The 19,004-nt window shown below is 66.5% G+C and carries 15 protein-coding genes; 2 read left to right on the forward strand and 13 right to left on the reverse strand.

Translation table 11 applies throughout. From position 1 onward, the window contains the following. The first annotated feature begins 292 nt into the window (after positions 1-292). Together CR152_RS25950 and CR152_RS25955 are read left to right on the forward strand one after the other, a co-directional pair. Positions 293-1,504 (forward strand): cation:proton antiporter, encoded by a 1,212-nt coding sequence (locus CR152_RS25950; protein ID WP_099879817.1) that lies wholly within the window; start codon positions 293-295, stop codon positions 1,502-1,504. Between the two features lie 499 nt (positions 1,505-2,003). Beyond that, entirely contained in the window at positions 2,004-3,434 is a 1,431-nt protein-coding gene (locus CR152_RS25955) for an aminotransferase-like domain-containing protein (protein ID WP_099879819.1), read from the forward strand. Here the strand turns inward: CR152_RS25955 and CR152_RS25960 are convergent. The 13 genes from CR152_RS25960 to CR152_RS26020 all read right to left on the reverse strand — a co-directional run bounded on the left by CR152_RS25960 (position 3,431) and on the right by CR152_RS26020 (position 19,002). After that, positions 3,431-4,114, reverse strand: a complete 684-nt coding sequence (locus CR152_RS25960; RefSeq protein ID WP_099879821.1) for an ion channel — start codon at positions 4,112-4,114, stop codon at positions 3,431-3,433. The genes CR152_RS25955 and CR152_RS25960 overlap by 4 nt on opposite strands. 116 nt (positions 4,115-4,230) lie before the next feature. Continuing rightward, entirely contained in the window at positions 4,231-5,190 is a 960-nt protein-coding gene (locus CR152_RS25965) for a diacylglycerol/lipid kinase family protein (protein WP_099879823.1), read from the reverse strand. 117 nt (positions 5,191-5,307) lie between these two features. Next, on the reverse strand, positions 5,308-7,839 hold the full coding sequence (locus CR152_RS25970; protein WP_099879825.1) for a hybrid sensor histidine kinase/response regulator: 2,532 nt from the start codon (positions 7,837-7,839) through the stop codon (positions 5,308-5,310). Between the two features lie 138 nt (positions 7,840-7,977). Further along, the gene (locus tag CR152_RS25975; RefSeq protein WP_099879826.1) at positions 7,978-8,403 is read right to left on the reverse strand and encodes a 4-fold beta flower protein; all 426 of its coding nucleotides are present in this window, start codon (positions 8,401-8,403) and stop codon (positions 7,978-7,980) included. Between the two features lie 91 nt (positions 8,404-8,494). After that, positions 8,495-9,259, reverse strand: coding sequence for an SDR family NAD(P)-dependent oxidoreductase (locus tag CR152_RS25980; RefSeq protein ID WP_099879828.1), 765 nt, complete (start codon positions 9,257-9,259; stop codon positions 8,495-8,497). Positions 9,260-9,355: 96 nt separating this feature from the next. After that, the gene (locus CR152_RS25985) at positions 9,356-9,979 is read right to left on the reverse strand and encodes a 2-dehydro-3-deoxy-6-phosphogalactonate aldolase (protein WP_099879830.1); all 624 of its coding nucleotides are present in this window, start codon (positions 9,977-9,979) and stop codon (positions 9,356-9,358) included. A 2-nt stretch (positions 9,980-9,981) separates the two neighbouring features. Next, entirely contained in the window at positions 9,982-10,857 is an 876-nt protein-coding gene (locus CR152_RS25990) for a 2-dehydro-3-deoxygalactonokinase (protein WP_099879832.1), read from the reverse strand. Positions 10,858-10,865: 8 nt separating this feature from the next. After that, a complete protein-coding gene (locus CR152_RS25995) occupies positions 10,866-13,430 on the reverse strand; it encodes a TonB-dependent receptor (protein ID WP_099879834.1) in 2,565 nt (854 codons plus the stop codon). A gap of 133 nt (positions 13,431-13,563) precedes the next feature. Then, positions 13,564-14,523: a LysR substrate-binding domain-containing protein gene (locus CR152_RS26000; RefSeq protein ID WP_099879836.1), complete on the reverse strand. Its 960-nt coding sequence runs from the start codon at positions 14,521-14,523 to the stop codon at positions 13,564-13,566. A 98-nt stretch (positions 14,524-14,621) separates the two neighbouring features. Next, on the reverse strand, positions 14,622-15,608 hold the full coding sequence (araH, locus tag CR152_RS26005) for an L-arabinose ABC transporter permease AraH (protein ID WP_099879838.1): 987 nt from the start codon (positions 15,606-15,608) through the stop codon (positions 14,622-14,624). Further along, on the reverse strand, positions 15,605-17,146 hold the full coding sequence (gene araG / locus CR152_RS26010; protein WP_099879840.1) for an L-arabinose ABC transporter ATP-binding protein AraG: 1,542 nt from the start codon (positions 17,144-17,146) through the stop codon (positions 15,605-15,607). The genes araH and araG overlap by 4 nt, the downstream gene beginning before the upstream one ends. Positions 17,147-17,152: 6 nt before the next feature. Next, positions 17,153-18,142 carry an arabinose ABC transporter substrate-binding protein gene (locus CR152_RS26015; protein WP_099879842.1) on the reverse strand — a complete coding sequence of 330 codons (990 nt, stop codon included), beginning with the start codon at positions 18,140-18,142 and terminating at the stop codon, positions 17,153-17,155. A 17-nt stretch (positions 18,143-18,159) separates the two neighbouring features. Continuing rightward, positions 18,160-19,002: an SMP-30/gluconolactonase/LRE family protein gene (locus CR152_RS26020; protein WP_099879844.1), complete on the reverse strand. Its 843-nt coding sequence runs from the start codon at positions 19,000-19,002 to the stop codon at positions 18,160-18,162. Positions 19,003-19,004 lie beyond the last annotated feature (2 nt).

Raw genomic sequence — 19,004 nt, forward strand, 5'->3', positions numbered from 1 at the left:
GGCACCTCGCGCCCACATCGCTGTGCGGGCAGGGCAAATATCGTCACCTGATGCGCCATATTCGCCGGCACCTTTCTGTCCAGATACAGCGGTGCGATATCCGCAGCCAATTTCATAACGACGACCAATCTGCAGTCAATGCCTTCCCAACATAATTGTTGAACTTACTCAATTGTTGAGATAGCATGGGCTCGCCCTTTTCTGAAACTTTACTACGCAATTTTTGCTGGGGCAAACAAGCAGCGCGAGGACCACACTCGCGCGCACACGACAACAAGAACGAGACAGTCCCATGCACACAACAATGAACACGACGGAGATCTTTCTCCTCGCGATGCTCCTTATTTTCTCCATTCCCTATCTCGTCTGGCGGGTCTGCAAGACCGACTATTACGCGCCGCTGGTGGTGGTGCAGATCATCACGGGTGTGCTGCTCGGGCCGGGCGTGATGGGGGCGATTTATCCGGATTACTACAAATTCATCTTCAACCCTTCCGTCATGCTGGCCATGAACGGGATCGCGTGGTGGGCGGTGATGATCTTCGTGATGATCGCCGGCATCGAGCTCGACCTCAAGCAAGCCTGGGCCCACCGCCGCGAAACCACGATTACCTCGGCCTTGGCGCTGGGCGTGCCGCTGGCCTTCGGCGCGGCGGTCGCGGCCGGGATGCTCGGCTACGCAGGCTGGATCGGGCCCAAGGCGATGACCTGGCAGTTCGTGGTCGGCGTCGGCATGGCATGCGCGGTCACGGCGCTGCCGATCCTGATCCTGCTGATGGAAAAGCTCGACATCCTGCGCCAGCCGATCGGCCAGCGCATCCTGCGCTACGCCAGCCTGGACGACATCGCCATCTGGGGCGTGCTGGCCCTGATCCTGCTCGACTGGGACCGGGTCGGGCGCCAGCTGGGCTTTTTGCTCGCCTTCGGCATCGCCACGGTCGGCTACCGCCGCCTGATGGTCTGGCTGGCGGAACGCGACCGCTGGTATGTCGGCCTGATCTGGCTCGCACTGTGCGGCTTCGGCGCCGACTGGGCCGGCCTGCACTTCATGGTCGGCGCCTTCCTGGCCGGCGCGGTGATGGACGCGCACTGGTTCGACCAGGCCAAGATGGACCTGATGCGCCACCACGTGCTGCTGGCGATCATGCCGGTGTACTTTCTCAGCACCGGGCTGCGCACCAACTGGGACATGGGCAGCGCCGCGGTCTTCATCGCGGCCGGGGCGCTGCTGGTGGCCTCGGTCGGCGGCAAACTGATTGGCGCCCATATCGCGGGGCGCATCCTCAATTGGAAAAAGGGCGAAGCGGGCATCATCGGCTGGCTGCTGCAGACCAAGGCGCTGATCATGATCATCTTCGTCAACATCCTGCTCGACAAACAGATCATCACCAGCGAAACCTTCACCGCCCTGCTCCTGATGGCGATTGCCAGCACCATGCTGACGGTGCCGGTGGTCTACCCGCGCCTGCAGCGGATGAAGGAAATCATCTTCCGCAATACCTGACGGCGCGTCCTCAGAAGGTCGTGCGCAGGCTCGCGCACGCTGAGCGGCTCGATCGGGTGCACCAGGCGTGCGTCGATGCCGCCGCCACTGCCGTCGCGCCGTTCGGCGCGCGTGCGGGCGCCGCCCCATTACTCGACGTCATAATTTCCCAACCGGGGTCAGACCTCTGACTCGAAACATTTCCCGCGCGACGACGAACAATCCGGGCCTTCCCCAAATTTTGTTCACTCAATCGCCATCGCGCCTTACAAAAACGGGATTCATTGCCGATTCGGCAATTAGTTTCTAATTAGAGCTCTGACCCCGGTTGGGCGTTGGCGTGCGAACGCGCACGCGCGCATGGCCAGACACGCGAGCCGGCGCGCCGTAGCTAGGCAATGCATCGATGTCGGCAACAAATGAACAAAACCACGCCATGCCGCTGGGAACGCCAGGCGGGGAAATATGATTTAAGATGCAGCACTTCCCCCACGTCGCCCCGCCTGGCCCTTGCCGCACCATGAAACTTTACGAAGCGCTCGCGCGCGATATCTCCGAATCGATCCTCAGCGGCGTGCTGCAGCCGGGCGACCGCTTGCCGTCGGTACGCAAGACCAGCGCCAGCCGCGGCGTGAGTCCGGCCACCGTCTTCGAAGCCTATTACACGCTCGAGGCCCAGGGCCTGGTGCAGGCCCGCGAGCGCTCGGGTTATTTCGTCAGCGTCGGCGCCGCGCGGCTGCCGCCGGAACCGGATACGGCCTCGCGTCCGGCCGAAGATGCGCTGCCGATCGCCATGAGCGAACGCGTGTTCGACCTGCTCGAAACCACCATGCGGCGCGATGTGGTGCCGTTCGGCTCGGCCTTTCCCAGCCCGCTGCTGTTCCCGCTGGCGCGCCTGGCGCGGATGATGAGCACCAGCGTGCAGCAGCTCGACCCGTGGGCCAGCGTCGACGATCTCACGCCGGGCAACGCGCGCCTGCGGCGCCAGATCTCGCTGCGCTACCTGATCGACGGGATGACCGTGCACGCCGACGATATCGTCGTCACCAACGGCGCGCTCGAAGCACTGAGCTTGTGCCTGATGGCGTTGGCGCGTCCGGGCGATGCGGTGCTGATCGAGTCGCCGGCCTTTTACGGCTCGCTGCAGGCGATCGAGCGCCAGGGCCTGGAAGCGATCGCGGTGCCGACCCACCCGCGCGACGGGATGGACCTGGCCGCGGCCGAACGCGCGCTCGAACGGCACCGCCCCAAAGCCTGCTGGCTGATGACGAACTTCCAGAATCCCCTCGGCAGCCTGATGCCCGACGAGAAAAAGCGCGACCTGGTGCGCCTGCTGGCGCGCTACCAGGTGCCGCTGATCGAGGATGATGTCTTCGGCGAGCTCTATTTCGGCGACAAGCGCCCGCTGCCGGCCAAGGCCTTCGATACCGGGGGCCTGGTGATGCACTGTTCATCGTTCTCGAAATGCCTGGCGCCCGGCTACCGGGTCGGCTGGGTGGCGGGCGGACGCTTCACGCGCCAGCTGGCGCGCCAGAAGCTGGCCAGCACCCTGACCACCTGCGCCCCGGCCCAGGGCGCGCTGGCGCTGTACCTGGAAAAAGGCGGCTACGACCGCCATCTGCGCCTGCTGCGCCACACGCTGGCCTCGCAGCAGGCGCTGTTCATGGAAGCCGTGCGGCGCCACTTCCCCGAGGGCACGCGCGTCACGCGCCCCAAGGGCGGCTATCTGTTATGGCTGGAGCTGCCGGGCGCGGTCGATGCGCTGGCGGTGCACGCGGCCGCGCTGGCGCAGGGCATCAGCGTCGCGCCGGGACCGATCTTTTCGCCGCAGCCGGGGTTTGAAAACTGCCTGCGCCTGAACTACGGCCATGCGTGGGACGCGCGCGCCGAGGCGGCACTGGCCACCGTCGGGGGCATCGTGCAGGCGCAGATGGGGAAACAGAACGCTTAGTCGCGCCCGTCCTTGGTCTGGGTCTGCTGCAGGGTAAAGCCGATCAGGCGCGAGACCACCGCCGCCAGGTAAATCAGGCCGACGAACATTTCGACGCTGGCCAGCGCGCGCGCATGCGCCGTGAGCGGAATCACGTCGCCGATGCCGGTGCTCGATAACAGCGCGAAGCTGAGGTAATTGAGTTCGGTCCAGGTGCGCGCGTCGGCCGCGTTGACGGCGGCGGCGTAGGCCCCGGGATGCATGGCCTGCACCAGCACGAACAGGTGGGTGAAGCCCCAGGCGATCAGGGTGAAGGTGGCGCCGGCGGCGAACAGTTCGTCGGTGGTCGCGAGGCGGTCTTCCATCATGTAGGCAATCAGGCTGGCCGCGGCGTAGAAGTAGAACAGCGCTTCGAGCGCCGACGACCATGGCAGCAGGTCCGCGCGCCCGAATAGCATCTGCAGCACCAGCAGCACGATGATCGGCAAGGCGATGCCGGCGCTGATCCAGGCGTGGCCGGGCGTGCGCCGCACCATGCGCGTGGTGAAGCCGAGCACGACGATGCCGAAGGCGTTGAACACCACCAGCCCGCTCGGCGTCGATTCGATGAAGGGATACAGAAGCATGCCGAGCAGTTGCACCATCAGCAGGATGGCGGACGGGTGGCGGTGGGTGCTGCGCATCAGGTTGAAAGCGTTCATGGTCGAAAAAGTCGTACGGAAAGACGGCATTGTAGACCAGTCAATACGCGCGCTGTCGACCACGTGTACGAAATTTCTGAAAGGCAACATGCGCGGCGAACGCGGGCTACAACGGTTCAGGAAGCGAGCGCCAGCGGCTCCTGGTCGGCCTCGGTCGCCGGCGCGGGCTTGAGCAGCAACAGCTGCCCTTCCAGCACCCGGAACACCAGCGGCGCGTTCAGATGCGTGACCTCGCCATCGATGGCGACCTTGATCCGGCGCCGCCCAACCAGCCCGCGCTGCTTGACCGTCATGCTGGTCAGGCCGAAGGCGTGCAGATCGGGCGAGTCGCCCAGGCGCCCGAGCGCGCCGCGCAGCAGCAGGGCCAGCATGCCGAACTTGCCCACCACCTGGGGCGCCAGCGCGGCCAGCTTGCCATCCTCGATGCGCTCGGCCAGCGGCGCAATGCCGACCTGCTCCATCTGCAAACGGTTATTGCCGACGAACAGGGTGGAGGTGCGCAGAGTGCGCGTCTTGCCGTTGAGCTCGACGGTGATGTGCAAATGCCGGTAGGAACCGAGCACCGTCTTGAGGGCCGACAGCAGGGCCACCAGCCGGCTGCGTCCGTACTGTTTCTTGTCGATCTCGCGCTCTTCGAGCAGCTTGGGATACAGGCCGATGCTGGCGTTGACCAGGAAAACCTTGTCGTTGACCAGCCCCACCTGCACCGGCTCCACGCGCGCCGTCAGCAGCGCCTGCACGGCCTCGGCCAGGTCTTCCGGAATCTGGTGGGTGCGGCCGAAATAGTTGAAGGTGCCCTGCGGCAGCACGCCGAACTGGCAGCCGCTGTCCACCGCCGCGCGCGCGACGGTGTTGATGGTGCCGTCCCCGCCGGCGGCGACCAGCACGCCCCCGGTGTCGCGTGCGCGCGCGGCCATGTGCTTCGCGATGCCGGCCAGCTCGCTGGCCTGCTCGAGCACGGCCAGTTCAAACTCGCGTCCGGCGGCGGTGAGCAGGTCTTCGATGGTTGTACGCTGGAGTTCCGTTTCCGCGTGACCAGATCCGGCATTGAGAATGATAAAAAGCGGCGCGGGCATGTGGGCTGACTGTGAGATGGACGAAGCCAAACTTTACCATCGCGCTTGCGATGTTGCGCTTTCGATACGCCAAATGGCGCGTCGCGCGCGGCCTTTACCCACGTCGCATGCGCGCCGTCAGCCGTGCGCTCCGGCCTCGGCCGGCATCGCCTGGTTGGCGCTGGCAACCGGCTTGATCCGGGCCAGTACGCCGATCAGCTCGGCCGTATTGGCCGGCTTGACGAAATAATGGTCGAAACCGGCCTGCACCGCGCTGGCTTTGTCGTATTTGTTGCCGTAGCCGGTCACGGCGATCAGGGTGGCGCCGCGCGCGTGCGTGCTGGCCCTGAGCCGGCGCGCCAATTCGTTGCCGTCCATGCCGGGCAGGCCGATGTCGAGCAGGCAGGCGTCCGGCCCGAAGCTGCCCACGCTTTCCAGCGCCCGATGCGGATCATGCTCGACCATCACCACGTGGCCGGCCGACTCCAGCACCATGGCCATGGCGTTCGCGGCATCCTTGTTGTCGTCGACCAGCATCAGGCGCAGCCCTTCGCCCTCGTGGTGGCGGGGTCCGCGGCCTGAACCGCCGGCCCCGCCGGGCGCGGCGTGCTTTTGCAGGTACACCGAGAAGGTCGCGCCCTCCCCCGGCCCCGGGCTGGCCGCCGTCACATGGCCGCCATGCAGCGATACCAGGCTGCGCACCAGCGCCAGTCCCAGGCCCAGCCCGCCCTGGGAACGGTCGGACGAGCGTTTTTCTTGCGTGAACAGGTCGAAAATGTGCGGCATCAGCATGGCATCGAGGCCAATGCCGTTGTCGCGCACGTGCAGCTCGACCGTGTCGGCGTGATGGCTGATCTCGAGCATGATGCGCCCACCCGGCTGCGTGTACTTGGCCGCGTTGTGCAGCAGGTTGGTCAGCACCTGCACCAGCCGCTTGCGGTCGCCCCACACGGCAACCTCGCCTTCGCCGGGCACGTCGAGGCTGAGCGTATGGCCGCGCTCGGAAATGAGCGGCTGGGTTTGCTCGACCGACTCCAGCACCACCTGGTGCAGGTCGATCGGCTGCTTGTCGAGCACCACCAGCCCCGTGTTCACGCGCGACACGTCCAGCAGATCGTTGATCAAACTGGTCATATGGTTGACCTGGCGCTCAATGATGACGCTCGACATCTTCACGCGCGAGGCATTGTCTGGCGCCATGGCCAGCAAGTGCGCGGCCGAACGGATCGGCGCGAGCGGATTGCGCAGCTCGTGCGACAGCATCGCCAGGAATTCATCCTTGTGGCGCCCCGCCTCGCGCAACGATTCCTCGGCGCGCTTGCGGGCGCTGACATCGATCGACACGCCGCGTATGCACCTTGCATTGCCGGCCTCGTCCGGCACCACGGTGGCGTACACCTGCAGCCAGACGGTCTGGCCATTGTCGGGCCGGCGCAGGCGCACTACCTCGCCGTAGCTGCCATTCGATTTGATCGCCTCGCTGCGCGCAAGTTCCATCCTTTGCAGATCGGCGGGATCGAGAAAATCCCACAGACTGCGCATGTCGGTCCAGTTTTCGCCGAACAGTTCGGGCGCGTTATCGGAGAACAAGACCTCATTGCTGGCCAGGTCCCAGTCCCACACCACCATGCGCGCCACTTTCATGCCTTCTTTCAGGCGCAGTTCGCTGCGCTGCAGCGCCTGGCGCCCCATGGTGCGGTCGGTGACGTCGAAGCCCTGCACGAAAATGCCGCTCACGCTGCCGTCTTCGATGATCGGCTGGTACACGAAGTCGATGTAGGCCTGGACCGGCCCGCTGTCGGGCGTGGTGCGCAGTTCGATGCGCAGGTCGCCCGCCTTGTACGGCTTGCCGCTGGCATACACCGCATCGAGCAGCTCGAAAAATCCCTGGCCGACGATGTCGGGCAGCGCCTCGCGCACGCTCTTGCCGATCAGCGGACGCTCGCCCACCAGGCGCAGGTAGGCCGAATTGGCAAATTCAAAGACATGCTCCGGCCCGCGCAGGATGCACATGAAGCCGTGCGCCTGCTCGAACAGCGAACGCAGGCGCGTGGTTTCGGCTTCGCGCTGCTCGCGCAGGGCCTGTTCGGCGCGCAGGCGCTGTCCGGTCTGGATGGCTTCGAGCCGCTGCGCCTGCTCGCGCTGGGCGATCTGTTCGGTCAGGGCCAGGTTCATCCGTTCCAGCGCCGCCTTGGCATTGTGCTGGGCCGTGACGTCGTTGCACACCACCAGCACCCCGTGCACGCCATCGTGGTCTTCGATCGGGCTGTAGCCGTAGGTCCACCAGACATCCTCGCGCTTGCCGTGGCGCGTGACCGGCACCAGCTGGTCTTCGTGCCAGGTGCTGCCGCCGCCGGCCATGACCGTCTCGATCTGCGGGCCGATGATGGGCCAGATTTCTTCCCAGCAGTCGCGCCCGCGCTGGCCCAGCGCACACGGATGGCGCTCCGGACCCATGGTCAGCCGGTAGGCGTCGTTATAGAACTGCACCAGCTCGCCGCCCCACCACAGGAACATCGGATGGCGGGAGGTGAGGATCAGGCGGATCGTGCTCTTGAGCAGCGTTGGCCAGTGTTCGGGGGGACCGAGGGGCGTGGTGCTCCAGTCCTTGGCGCGCATCAGGGCGCCGAGTTCTCCGCCGTTGGAGAGGAAATCAAATGTCAGACGCATCCAGTGCCCGAGTTGTTGTCGCCGATAATGAAAGCACGCACACGGTAAAGCGGTGGCGCGTGCGTAATCGTATCATTATGTAACGACATGCGACGTACGGTTTGTCCAACGTCGGCGGATGACAACACGCGCGCGCAATCAGCCCGGCAGATCATTGCGTGCGGCGCGCGCCGCGGGCAGCAGCGCCGCCACCGGCGCCAGGGGGGCGCCGGAATTGAAGTACGCGGACAGCGCATGGCGCGACCAGCCGCCGGCGGCCCGGCGCAGCGGCCGCGCGCGCAGGGTCGGCACGTTCGGACGCTTGCGAAACGCAGGCTCGGGCGGCGGCGGCAACAGCACGGGAACGTCGTGCGCCATGCCCCTGGCGCCCGCCAGGAAGCCGAGGATGCGGTTCTCGACATCGTAGAACACGCCATCCTCGAACCAGCCGATGTGCTCGCCCTTGAGCGAAAACGCGCTCAGGCCGAACACGAAACCAGCCGGCTCCCCGCCGATGGTGCGCAAGCAGAATTCGTCCAGGATGGCGGACGCCCTGCCCGCCTCGTCATATAGCCAAGTAACCAAAAATCATCCCCTCAATGCGCCATGTTGTTCCTTCCACTGATTTTAACTTGTAATATTCGCAACTTGGCGCACCGTTGAAACGATCGCGGAATCAGGTCCAGCCGGCGTCGACGACAAATTCCTGGGCCGTCATCATGCGGCTGTCGTGCGCGCCCAGGAACAGCGCCATGCTGGCCACATCCTGTCCGACGATGCGTCCCGGCAGGCACTGGTGTTCATCCATGGCGCGCTCGCCGGCCGGGTCGACCCATGTGTCGAGCTGGCGCGGAGTCATGACCCAGCCCGGCGTGAGCGTGTTGACGCGGATGCCGCTCTTGCCGAATTCGCGCGCCAGGCTGCGCGTGAGGCCGTTCACGGCCGATTTGCTTGCCGCGTACACCGGATAGCCGGCCACCTTGTTCTTCCAGCCGGTCGAGCCGAGGTTGATGATGGCCCCGCCGCCGCGCCGCTGCATGCCTTCCATCACCGCCTGGGCCGCGAAAAACGCGACCTTGAGGTTGATCGCGACCTTGTCGTCGAAGTACTCTGGACTGACCTGCAGGAAATCGTGGCGCTCGTCGTTGGCGGTATTGTTGACCAGCACATCGAAGTCGCCCAGCTTTTCGCCGGCCGCCTTCACGCTGGCGCGCAGCGCATCGATATCGGACAGGTCGCAGCCGATGAAGTACGGCGTGTGCGCCACCGTGCCGGCCAGGCCGTCGACCAGCTCGGTGGACGAGGCGATATCGCGGTCGGCGAACGCCACGCGCGCGCCCTGGCGCGCAAAGGCGGCCACGATATCGGCCCCGATGCCCGAACCGCCGCCGGTCACGAAGACGGCCTTGCCGGCCAGGCTCGGGTAATTCGCAAATTCCATGGTATTTCCTTTTTCTTGTTGTTGAGCGCTGCTTCTGCCTATGCGGCTGCTGATGCACTTCGACTGTTCATGCACGCGGCATGTCGACCGCTGCTGCTAGCTGGCCCGGGTGGCCTGCCACGCGGCGACGAACGCCGCGGCCCGCGCACCCAGTTCGCCCGGCGTCACGCCCGGTGCATACAAGGCGCCGCCGATGCCGAAGCCGGTGGCCCCGGCCGCGACCCAGGCGGGCATGGTTTCCGGCGACACGCCGCCGACCGGCCACAGGGGCGTGCCCGGCGGGAGCACGGTCTTGAAGGCTTTCAGGCCGGCGTAGCCGACCATCTCGGCCGGGAAAATCTTGAGCGCGTGGGCGCCGGCGCCGAGCGCGTCGAACGCTTCGGTCGGCGTTGCCACGCCGGGCGCGCACAGCATGCCCAATGCTGCCGCACGCGCGATCACGGCCGTGTTGCAATTCGGCGCGACCAGCATGCGTCCGCCGGCCGCATGCACGGCGTCCACATCGGCCACGCTGAGCATGGTGCCGCCGCCGACGATGGCGCCGGCCGGCGCCATGCGCGCGAGCAGCGCGATCGATTCGAGCGCGCCGGGGCGGTTGAGGGGCACTTCGAGCAGGCGAAAGCCGGCCCCGAACAGGGCTGCGCCGGCCGCCTCGGCGTCACGCGCTTGCAGGCCGCGCAAGATGGCGACCAGCGGCGGATTGAAGTGGGTCAGGTCCATGATCAGAGCCTTTCAAAAAAGTGGGCCAGCGCGGCCAGGTAGACTTCGTCCGGATCGTGCGCGCGCGCCGGCATGCCGTAGTGCTCGGCCGCGCGCTCGTAACGCGCACTGAGCGCGGGCGAAGCGATGATGTCGATGGCGCTGTCGGCATGGCCCTGCGCCGCCACGAACTCGGTGCCGATCAGCAGGCCGCTGACGAACGAGCGCGCCTGCGCCGCCGCCATGGTCTTCGACACCACGCGCGCGCGCACGCCGAACAGCGCGTTCGACAGCGGCCGCGCGCGCCGCGCTTCCTGCAGGCCGGCGGCAAAGGCGCTGGCGTCGTCCGGGCCGCCGGCCATCAGCGCGGCCAGGGTACCGCCGGCGGCCAGCATCGCAAACAGTTCGCCGGTCATGTAGGTCACCAGCTGGTCGACGCGGCCGCCGCGCAGGAAGACCCACTTGCTGTGGGTCCCCGGCAGCACCACCCAGCCGTCGCTCAGGCCGCGCCCGGCGGCGCCGAGCAGTTGCGTCTCTTCGCCGCGCATCACATCGACCGCGCCATCGCGCGTGCAGTAGCCGGGCACGATGAAGCAGCCGGGGTGGCCCGCCACAGGCGCCAGATGGGCCGGCAGCGCGGTCAGCGGCACGCCGGTATCCAGATAAGGTACTTCCTGCCAGCCGCTGGCCGAACCGACCATGCCGGACATGACCACCGGGATGGCGGCGCCGACGCCCATGCTGGCGCGCAGCGCCGCCAGCGAGCCGGCGAAGTCGCCGCCGACGGCCAGCATGCCCTGGTCGTCCGCATGGCGCGCGAGACACTTGCCGTCGCGTCCGACCAGATAGGCGCGGCGGTTGCTGGTTCCCCAGTCGATACCAAGTAATTGCGTATGCATGGTTCCTCTCATAGTTTGTACGATAAGCCGAGATTGAAGCGGCGCCCGAACTCCGTCACTTCCTGCTCGTACGGATTGTTCGCGCTGGTGTAGACCACCTTCTGGTTGGTCACGTTATCGACACCAAAACGCAGCTGAAGTTTCGGCGTGAGGTGCTTGGCGAATGACAGCGCGACATAGGTTTCGGCGTCGTTGTCGACCAGCTGGCCCGCGCCCCAGGTCGGGTTGCGCACAAAAGCGCTGTGATAGTTGGCCGACATGCGTGCCTCGTAGCCGGCTTTTTCGTACCAGACGGTCAGGCCGCCGTTGTGCTTCATCAGCCCTTCGATCGGGAACGGTTTGGCGGCCGGGATATTTTCGTGGATGTTACTGGCAGTGTAGGCGTAGTTTCCGGAGAGTCCAAGGCCGTTGGCGAAGGATTGCTGGTACACCAGCTCGACCCCGCGGATATTGCCGCCCTTGCCGTTGACCGAACGTGTCACCAGCGCGCCGCGCCCGTCCAGCGTGGTCTTGTCGCTGGTGATGCCGATGTAGCGGCTGATATCCTTGTAGAACAGGCCCGCCGACAGCAGCGCGCCTTTGTCGAAGTACCACTGGTAAGCCAGGTCGATCTGGTCGGCCAGCATGGGTTTCAACTGCGGATTGCCGGCGCCGCCGGTCAGCGGCTGGGTGGGATTGGCGTCCACGTTCAGGTTGCGCGAGGCGCGCATTTCGTCGAGCGGCGCGCGCGACATGGCGCGGGCGATGGAGAAGCGCACCTGGCGTTCCTGCGTCTCGTCCACATTGAAAATCAGGTTCACGCTCGGCAGCACTTCGGTGTAGGAAGTGCCGTCGCCGACCGCCGTGGGTGCGGCACCGTTGAGCGCCTGCATGCCCTCGCCGGTCTGTGTGGTGTGGACCACGCGCAGGCCGGCATTGCCACGGAAGGTTTTGCCGAACAGCGTGCCATCGAGGTCGGCCTGGCCGTACAGCGAGGCGCCGCGCTCGCGCACCTTCCAGCCCGACAGAAGGTCGTTCTGGGTGCGCGGGCGGCCCGCCGCGTCGAAAGCGCCCGGCCCGAAGGCGGCCGCCGTGCTGGCGCCGAAGTCGCGCAGGGCGATGTAGGGCGCCATGCCGGCCACGTTGACGGTCTCGTAGTCCGCGTCGGGAATCGCCGCGATCGGGGCGACCTGCCACGTGGTCTGGCCGTACGATTTTTCGCGGTGGGTGGCGCGCGCGCCGAACTTGAGGCGCTTGACCGGGCCGAGCTCGATATCGCGCGCCGCGTTCAGGTGCAGCGCGCCCAGTTCGTCCTTGAGGCGGCCGTCGGTATCGATGTGCATGGTCGGCCCCCAGAAATTGGCCGGGTTGCCGCTGTCCTGGCCGAGCGAGAACGATTGCTGCTCGCCGCCGGTGAAGGCCCAGCTGAGGGTGCCTGTGCCGCGGCTGAACTGGCGCAGGTCGCGCCACTGGCTGTCGCGCTGCGCGCGCGAGGTGGACAGGTCCGCCTCGAGCTTCCAGGCGCCGGCCGTGGTTTTGCCGTTCACGCCCAGCGCCAGGGTGCTGGTGTCCTGCACCCACAGCGTATCGTGGTTGCTGAAGCCCATATCGGCCACGCTGGCGCCGGCCACGTAACCGTTTCGGATATCGAGCTTGCTGTAGCGGCCCTTCTGGCCGTTGTCCCAGTTGCCGATGTCGCCGCTCCAGTGCTGCAGGCCCGGCTCGCGGATCCTGGCCAGGGCGTAGTAGGCGTCGGCGGTGAGCAGGCTCTCGCCGCTCTTCCATTCGACTTTCCCCAGCACGCTGGAGCGTTCGTCGGTGCCGCGCAAGACCTTGTCCTGGAAGCCCCACGGCGTTTTGTCGACCTTGCCGTCGCCATCGATGTCGCCCGCATTGTTTTCGTTGAAGCCCCAGTGATCCTTGTTTTTTTGCAGCGATGGCTGGTCCTGGTAGCTGAACGCCAGCGCCACGCCGAGCGACTTGTCGACGAACTGGTCGAGGTAGATGCCGCCCACGCGCGGCGCGGTTTTCTTCGCGCCCGGGATATCGCGCCCCAGCGCGTAGTACAGCGCATCGGCGCGCAGCGAAGCCTGGCGGCCGCTGTATTTGAGCGGCTGCACGGTTTTCAGGTCGATCGTGGTGGCCACGCCGCCTTCCACCAGTTCGGCCGACTGGGTCTTGTAGACGGTGGCGCCGCTGAGCGACTCGGACGGAAACTGCTCGAAACGCACCGAACGATCCGGTTCCGACGTGGCCAGTTCGCGCCCGTTGAGGGTGGCGCCGATGAAGCGCGGGCCGAGGCCGCGCGCCACCACCTGGCTGGCATTGCCGCGGTCGATGCCGGACGACAGGCCGGGCAGGCGCGCAAGCGATTCGGCGATGGTGGTGTCGGGCAGCTTGCCGATGTCTTCGGAGGCGATCACTTCGACCATGCTGTCCGACGCTTCCTTGACCGCCAGCGCATTGCGCACCGACGAACGGATACCGGACACCGTCACTTGCTGTACCTCGTCGGCTTGGGCGCGGGCGTCCGCCGCGGCGAGCGGCAAGGCGAACAGGCTCGCGATCAGCCAACTGAGTTTCTTCTGTTTCATACGGGTCTCCTGGGTTGTATGGTGCTGCCACGCCCAGTTCGCTTTGCTGTCCGCGAATCCGGGTCATGGTCAGGATCGTACGGACTCCAGGGATATGATTCCAATTGCTTATTTACAAAAAAGCATGCTTAAATCATATAGCTTGGGACGGTGGATAGCGCAGGGCCGCCACTTCGCGCATCGTGGCCAGCATGCTCTCGGCGCCGGGCGAGAGCTGGTGGTGGCGGCGCGTGATGATGCCGTACATGTCCATGCGAATGTTCAGGTCGAACGGCAGCACGGTCAGCAGGCCCGTTTGCAGGTAGGGCTGCGCCAGTTCCAGCGGAAGCGCTACCACCATGTCGCTGCCGGTCAGCAGGTGCGCGATCACGGGAAGGGCCAGCGTTTCGACCGTTTCGGCCGGCGGTTCCAGGCCGCGCGCGAGGAACAAGGCGGTCAGACGGTCGCGCAGGATGCTGCCGTTGGGCGGCAAGATCCAGCCCTGGCGCGCCAGTTCGTCGAGCGTGAGATCGGTGCGCTCAGCCAGCGGATGGCCGGCGCGCACGATCAGGCTGTGGGGTTCATCGGTGACCGGCTCGAAATACAGTTCGGAGGCGGCGCCCGTGTCGAGAATGCGTCCGACGACCAGATCGAGTTCGCCGGCGCGCAGGCGCTGCACCAGGATCTTGCTGGTATCGACGGTGATCGACACGTGCACGCGCGCGTGGCGCGATTTGAGCAGGTTGACCGCCTCGGGCACCAGGCTGGTGGACGGCGTGAGCACGGTGCCCACATCGACCCGGCCGCGCAGGCCGGAGAGCAGTTCCATCACTTCCTGGTGGGCGGCGTCCATCTCGGCCAGGGCCGCGCCGGCGCGGCGGATCAGCACCTGGCCGTACCAGGTGGGCGCCACGCCGCGCGGCAGGCGCTCGAACAGCTGCACGCCGAGCGCGTGCTCGAGTTCGCCGAGCAGCTTGGAGGCGGCGGGCTGGGTCAGGTTCGCGGCTTGCGCCGCGTGCATGATGGAGCCGTGCCGGCCCAGTTCGACCAGCAGCACCAGGTGGCGGGTCTTGAGGTGCGAGCGGACAAATCGGTCGGAGCGTGGATCAGGCATAGGTGTCTGTCGGAAATCAGGGATGCCGATGATATATGTACAGTAAGCAAAACGTCAACACATATGACATCTGACGTTCCGACAACCATTATCCTCGCTTATGTGCGGCGCTCGCCCCGTGCCTTGAGCTGATCGAGCAGCACGGCGGCCAGCAGGATCGAGCCGCGTACCAGATACTGGTAGAACGAGTCGACGTTCAGCAGATTCATCACGTTCTCCACGGTCCCCATGATCAGTACCCCGATCAGCACACCGAAGATGCGCGCCTTGCCGCCCTGGAGCGAGACGCCACCGAGCACGCACGCCGAAATCACATCGAGTTCGAACCCCTGGGCCGCATTCGGCTGGCCGCTGGTGATGCGCGACGCCAGGATCAGCCCCGCCAGCGCCGTCACCAGCCCTTGCAGCAGAAAGATCCACACGCGCAGCTTCTCGACCTTGACGCCGGCCAGGCGCGCCGCTTCCGGGTTGCCGCCGATGGCCAGGGTGTTGCGCCCGAAGACCGTATGATTGAGCAGCACGCCGAAAATCAGGAAGCAGGCGCCGGCCACCAGCACCGGCAGCGGCAGCCCGAACACCTGGGCATCGCCGAACGCGATGAAGGCGTCGGAGTTGATGCCCACCGCCTGCCCTTGCGAGGCGATGAACGCCAGTCCGCGCACCATCAGCATGGTGGCCAGGGTGGCGATCAGCGCATTGACGCGCAGGTACGCAATCAGCACGCCGTTGCCGGCGCCGATCAGTGCCCCCGCGCCCAGGCCGGCGCCCACCGCCAGCGCCACGCTGCCGGTGCGCTCCAGGACCATGGCCCCGAGCACGCCGGCAAAGGCGATGGTGGAGCCGACCGACAGGTCGAAGTCGCGCGAGGCCAGGCACAGCATCATGGTGCAGGCGACCATGCCGATCTGCGCCACCGACAGCATCAGGCCGACCACGTTGGCGACCGAGAAGAAGTTATCGACCGTGGCCGCCAGCACGGCGAACAGCACCGCGTACGCCAGCGGCATGCTGTATTCGATCAGGAGCGCGCGCTGGCGGCCTGCCGGCGCGGGGGCGCCGGTGTGGGTGACTGGGATGGTGCTCATGCGGTTCTCCGGGAGGTGTTATCGGCGTTGTCGCCGTCGTTATCGTTATCGTTGTCGTTGCCGGTGTCAGGCAGCGCCAGGCGCAGCACCGCTTGTTCGTCGGCGTCGGCCCGCGCCAGCTCGCCGACGATGCGGCCGTCGCGCATCACCGCCACGCGGTCGGAAATGCCCAGCACTTCGGGCAGTTCGCTCGAGACCACGATCACGCAGCAGCCGCGCGCGGCCACTTCGTGGATGATGCGGTAAATGTCGTTCTTGGCGCCGACGTCGATGCCGCGCGTCGGCTCATCGAGCACCAGCACTTTCAGGCCCGGTTCGGCCAGCCAGCGCGCCAGGATCACCTTCTGCTGGTTGCCGCCCGAGAGCAGGCGGATTTCCTGCTCTCGGCTGGGGGTCTTGATGCGCAGGCGGGCGATGAATTCGTCGGCCAGCGCCGCCTCGCGCGCGTGGCGCAGGAACACGCCGCCCAGCAGCGCGTGGCGACGGCAGCTGACGTTGATGTTCTCGGCCACCGAGGACTGGGCCAGGATGCCCTGCTCCTTGCGGTCTTCGGGACACAGCACGATCCCGGCCGCGATAGCCGCCGAGGGGCCGCCCATCGCTACCGGCGCGCCGTCGAGCATCACGGTGCCGGGTGCGCGCTTGTCGGCGCCGTACATCTGGCGCATCAATTCGCTGCGCCCGGCCCCCACCAGGCCGAAAAAGCCCAGCACTTCGCCCGCGCGCACGGAAAAATCGCAGCCATCGGCCATGCCGCGCACCGCCAGGCGTTCGGCGCCCAGTTCACGTTCGCGGTAGTCGTAGATGTCGCTCAGCTCGCGCCCGACCATGTCGCTGATCAAACGGTCGCGCGGCACCTCGGCCATCACCGGGTGGGTGGCGACCTTGCGCCCGTCGCGGAAGATGGTGCAGGCGTCGCACAGCGCGTACAGTTCTTCCAGCCGGTGCGAGATGTAGATCAGCGTGCGCCCTTCGGCGCGCAGGTCGCGCACCAGCCGGAACAGGATTTCCGTTTCGCGGTGCGACAGGCTGCTGGTCGGCTCGTCGAACGCGATGACCTGCGCGTCCTGCATCACCGCCTTGCAGATCTCGACCATCTGGCGCTGCGCGATCGACAGGTCGGCCAGGCGCGCGTTCGGATCGAGGTCCACGCCGATCTTCGCAAGGCGCTCGGACACCAGCTTGTTGGCGGCGCCCTTGTCGAGAAAGCCCATGCGGGTCGGCATGCGGCCCAGCAGGACGTTCTCGGCCACCGTCAGCTCCGGAACGTACTGCAGTTCCTGGTGAATGATCGACACGCCGGCGGCGATGGCGTCGCTGGCCGAACCGAAGCGCACTTCGCGCCCGTCCAGCAGCAGGCGCCCGCCGTCCGGGCGGTATTGCCCGCCCAGGATCTTGAGCAGGGTCGACTTGCCGGCGCCGTTTTCGCCCAGCAGGCCGTGCACGGTGCCGGCATGGGCCTCGAAGCTGACGCCCCCGAGCGCGATCACGCCGGGGAAGTGCTTGGAGACCTGGTCAAACTGGAGGTAAGCGGACATCGTGGATCACTTCTCCATTTCGGCGTGCACTTTGGCGGCATTAGCGCGCGTCATCAACGTGCCGGCGGTCAGCGTTTCGGCAGCCGGGACCTTGTTGGTGGCGATCCAGTCGTACAGATTGGCGGTGGTCTCGTAACCGTGGCGTTTCGGGCTGATCATCACGGTGCCGAAGAAACCGGTCGGCTGCGGCTTGGCGAATTCGTTCAGGGCCGTCTTGCTGCCGCCGATGCCGATGCCGATCATGGCGTCGGCGCGCATGCCGCGTCCTTCGGCGGCGCGCACGGCGCCGAGCACCGCTTCATCGTTCAGGCCCACCGCTACCCAGCGCTTGAAGCGCTGCTGCTTGGTGTAGGCGATGTTGGCGGCGTTGAAGGCCGATTCGGTATCGGTCTTCGATTGGGCCGCATCGACCACGTTCGCGGCCGGTACGCCGGCCGCTTTCAAGGTGTCGACCGCGCCCATGGTGCGCTCGCGCGCGGTCGGCAACTGGTCGTACGACACGCGCAGGATGCCGACTTCGGCCAGGTTCCAGCCGCGCGCCTTGATTTCGGCGGCCAGTCCGGCGCCCACCTGCTTGCCGATTTCGTAGCCCGAAATGCCCATGTGCGGCACCGATGCCAGCGGCTTGCCGGCGCCATCGAGCAGGCGGTCGTCGACCGAGATCACTTTCATGTTATTGCGCTTGGCGGCGCGTTCGACCGCCTTGCCCAGCTTGACGTCCGGCGCGCAGATGACGAAGCCCTGCGCCTTTTGCGCGGCCAGGTTGTCGATCGCGGCGATCATTTTTTCGCCGTTCGGGATACCGATCTTGATCAGGGTGAAGCCCTTGTCTTTGGCGGCTTGCTCGGCGAAGCGCCATTCGTCCTGAAACCACGGTTCCTCGGCCTGCTTGACCAGGAAGCCGATCTTGACCGGGTCGGCCGCCTGGACGGCGCCGAAAGCGCATGCCACGACAGCGGCTGCCGCCAGTTTTGCGAGAGTAGGGAAGGTTTTCATGGTGGTCTCCTGTTCAATTATTGTGATGGATGATCGTCGAATGGACTGTCTGGCTGGCCCGCGACGCCGGGAACAGAGACGGTGAACAAACCGCCCTCGCCTACTGCGGCGAGCTGCGTAAGGCCAGCACCGCCAAAGGCGATGCTGCTGCAATCGAGCGCGATGCGCCGTAACACCTTGCCGTCGGGCGCGTACTGGACCAACTGGCCCGCCTGGGCGTTCCACAGGCAGCCGGCGGCGTCCAGCACCGCGCCGCGCGGCGTGGCACCGGCATCGAGCTGCGCGAACACCGTGACGCCGCCGACGTGGCCACGCTCGGCGTCGTAGTCGCAAGCGAGCAGCTGGCTGGCGCGCGCATCGGCGAAAAACATGCGCTTGCCGTCGGCGCTGAAGCAGATCGCGCTCGCTTCGGCCACCACCGGCAAGGCCAGCCGGCGCAAGCCGTACTTGCCCGAAAACTGATAAAAACTGCCGATCGCGCGCCCGTCCTTGGCCACGTTGCGGGTTCCGAACACCAGAAAGCCGCGGCGGTCGGTGCAACCGTCGCTGATCGCCGTGCGCGGTTCGGCGGCGTCCACCGCCACCAGCGGCTGCACGCGCAGCTGGCGCGGGCCGGTGTCGCGGCCCGGCTCGGAGAAACCGAGGCGCTTGCTCAGCCCAAACAGCACGCGCCCGGACGCGCAGTGCGCCAGCAGGCCGGCGGCGTCGGGCAGGCGGCAGGCCAGCGGCGCCGGATCCCGCTCCGCCAGGGCGTGCACCGCATGCGCGCCGCTGCCCGCCCACCACCAGCGGTGGCCGCGCGCATCCCAGCGCAGGCAGCGCCCGGGATGGTGCGACAAACGTGACGATGGCGCCGTCATCG

Origin of the sequence: Massilia violaceinigra, assembly GCF_002752675.1 — a bacterium.
GTDB classification, from domain to species: domain Bacteria; phylum Pseudomonadota; class Gammaproteobacteria; order Burkholderiales; family Burkholderiaceae_D; genus Telluria_A; species Telluria_A violaceinigra.

Bases quoted from the DNA above. Each gene is read 5' to 3' on its own strand.
- CR152_RS25950 (WP_099879817.1), top strand. From the start codon at position 293: ATGCACACAACAATGAACACGACGGAGATCTTTCTCCTCGCGATGCTC.
- CR152_RS25955 (WP_099879819.1), top strand. From the start codon at position 2,004: ATGAAACTTTACGAAGCGCTCGCGCGCGATATCTCCGAATCGATCCTC.
- CR152_RS25960 (WP_099879821.1), bottom strand. From the start codon at position 4,114: ATGAACGCTTTCAACCTGATGCGCAGCACCCACCGCCACCCGTCCGCC.
- CR152_RS25965 (WP_099879823.1), bottom strand. From the start codon at position 5,190: ATGCCCGCGCCGCTTTTTATCATTCTCAATGCCGGATCTGGTCACGCG.
- CR152_RS25970 (WP_099879825.1), bottom strand. From the start codon at position 7,839: ATGCGTCTGACATTTGATTTCCTCTCCAACGGCGGAGAACTCGGCGCC.
- CR152_RS25980 (WP_099879828.1), bottom strand. From the start codon at position 9,259: ATGGAATTTGCGAATTACCCGAGCCTGGCCGGCAAGGCCGTCTTCGTG.
- CR152_RS25985 (WP_099879830.1), bottom strand. From the start codon at position 9,979: ATGGACCTGACCCACTTCAATCCGCCGCTGGTCGCCATCTTGCGCGGC.
- CR152_RS25990 (WP_099879832.1), bottom strand. From the start codon at position 10,857: ATGCATACGCAATTACTTGGTATCGACTGGGGAACCAGCAACCGCCGC.
- CR152_RS25995 (WP_099879834.1), bottom strand. From the start codon at position 13,430: ATGAAACAGAAGAAACTCAGTTGGCTGATCGCGAGCCTGTTCGCCTTG.
- CR152_RS26000 (WP_099879836.1), bottom strand. From the start codon at position 14,523: ATGCCTGATCCACGCTCCGACCGATTTGTCCGCTCGCACCTCAAGACC.
- araH (WP_099879838.1), bottom strand. From the start codon at position 15,608: ATGAGCACCATCCCAGTCACCCACACCGGCGCCCCCGCGCCGGCAGGC.
- araG (WP_099879840.1), bottom strand. From the start codon at position 17,146: ATGTCCGCTTACCTCCAGTTTGACCAGGTCTCCAAGCACTTCCCCGGC.
- CR152_RS26015 (WP_099879842.1), bottom strand. From the start codon at position 18,142: ATGAAAACCTTCCCTACTCTCGCAAAACTGGCGGCAGCCGCTGTCGTG.
- CR152_RS26020 (WP_099879844.1), bottom strand. From the start codon at position 19,002: ATGACGGCGCCATCGTCACGTTTGTCGCACCATCCCGGGCGCTGCCTG.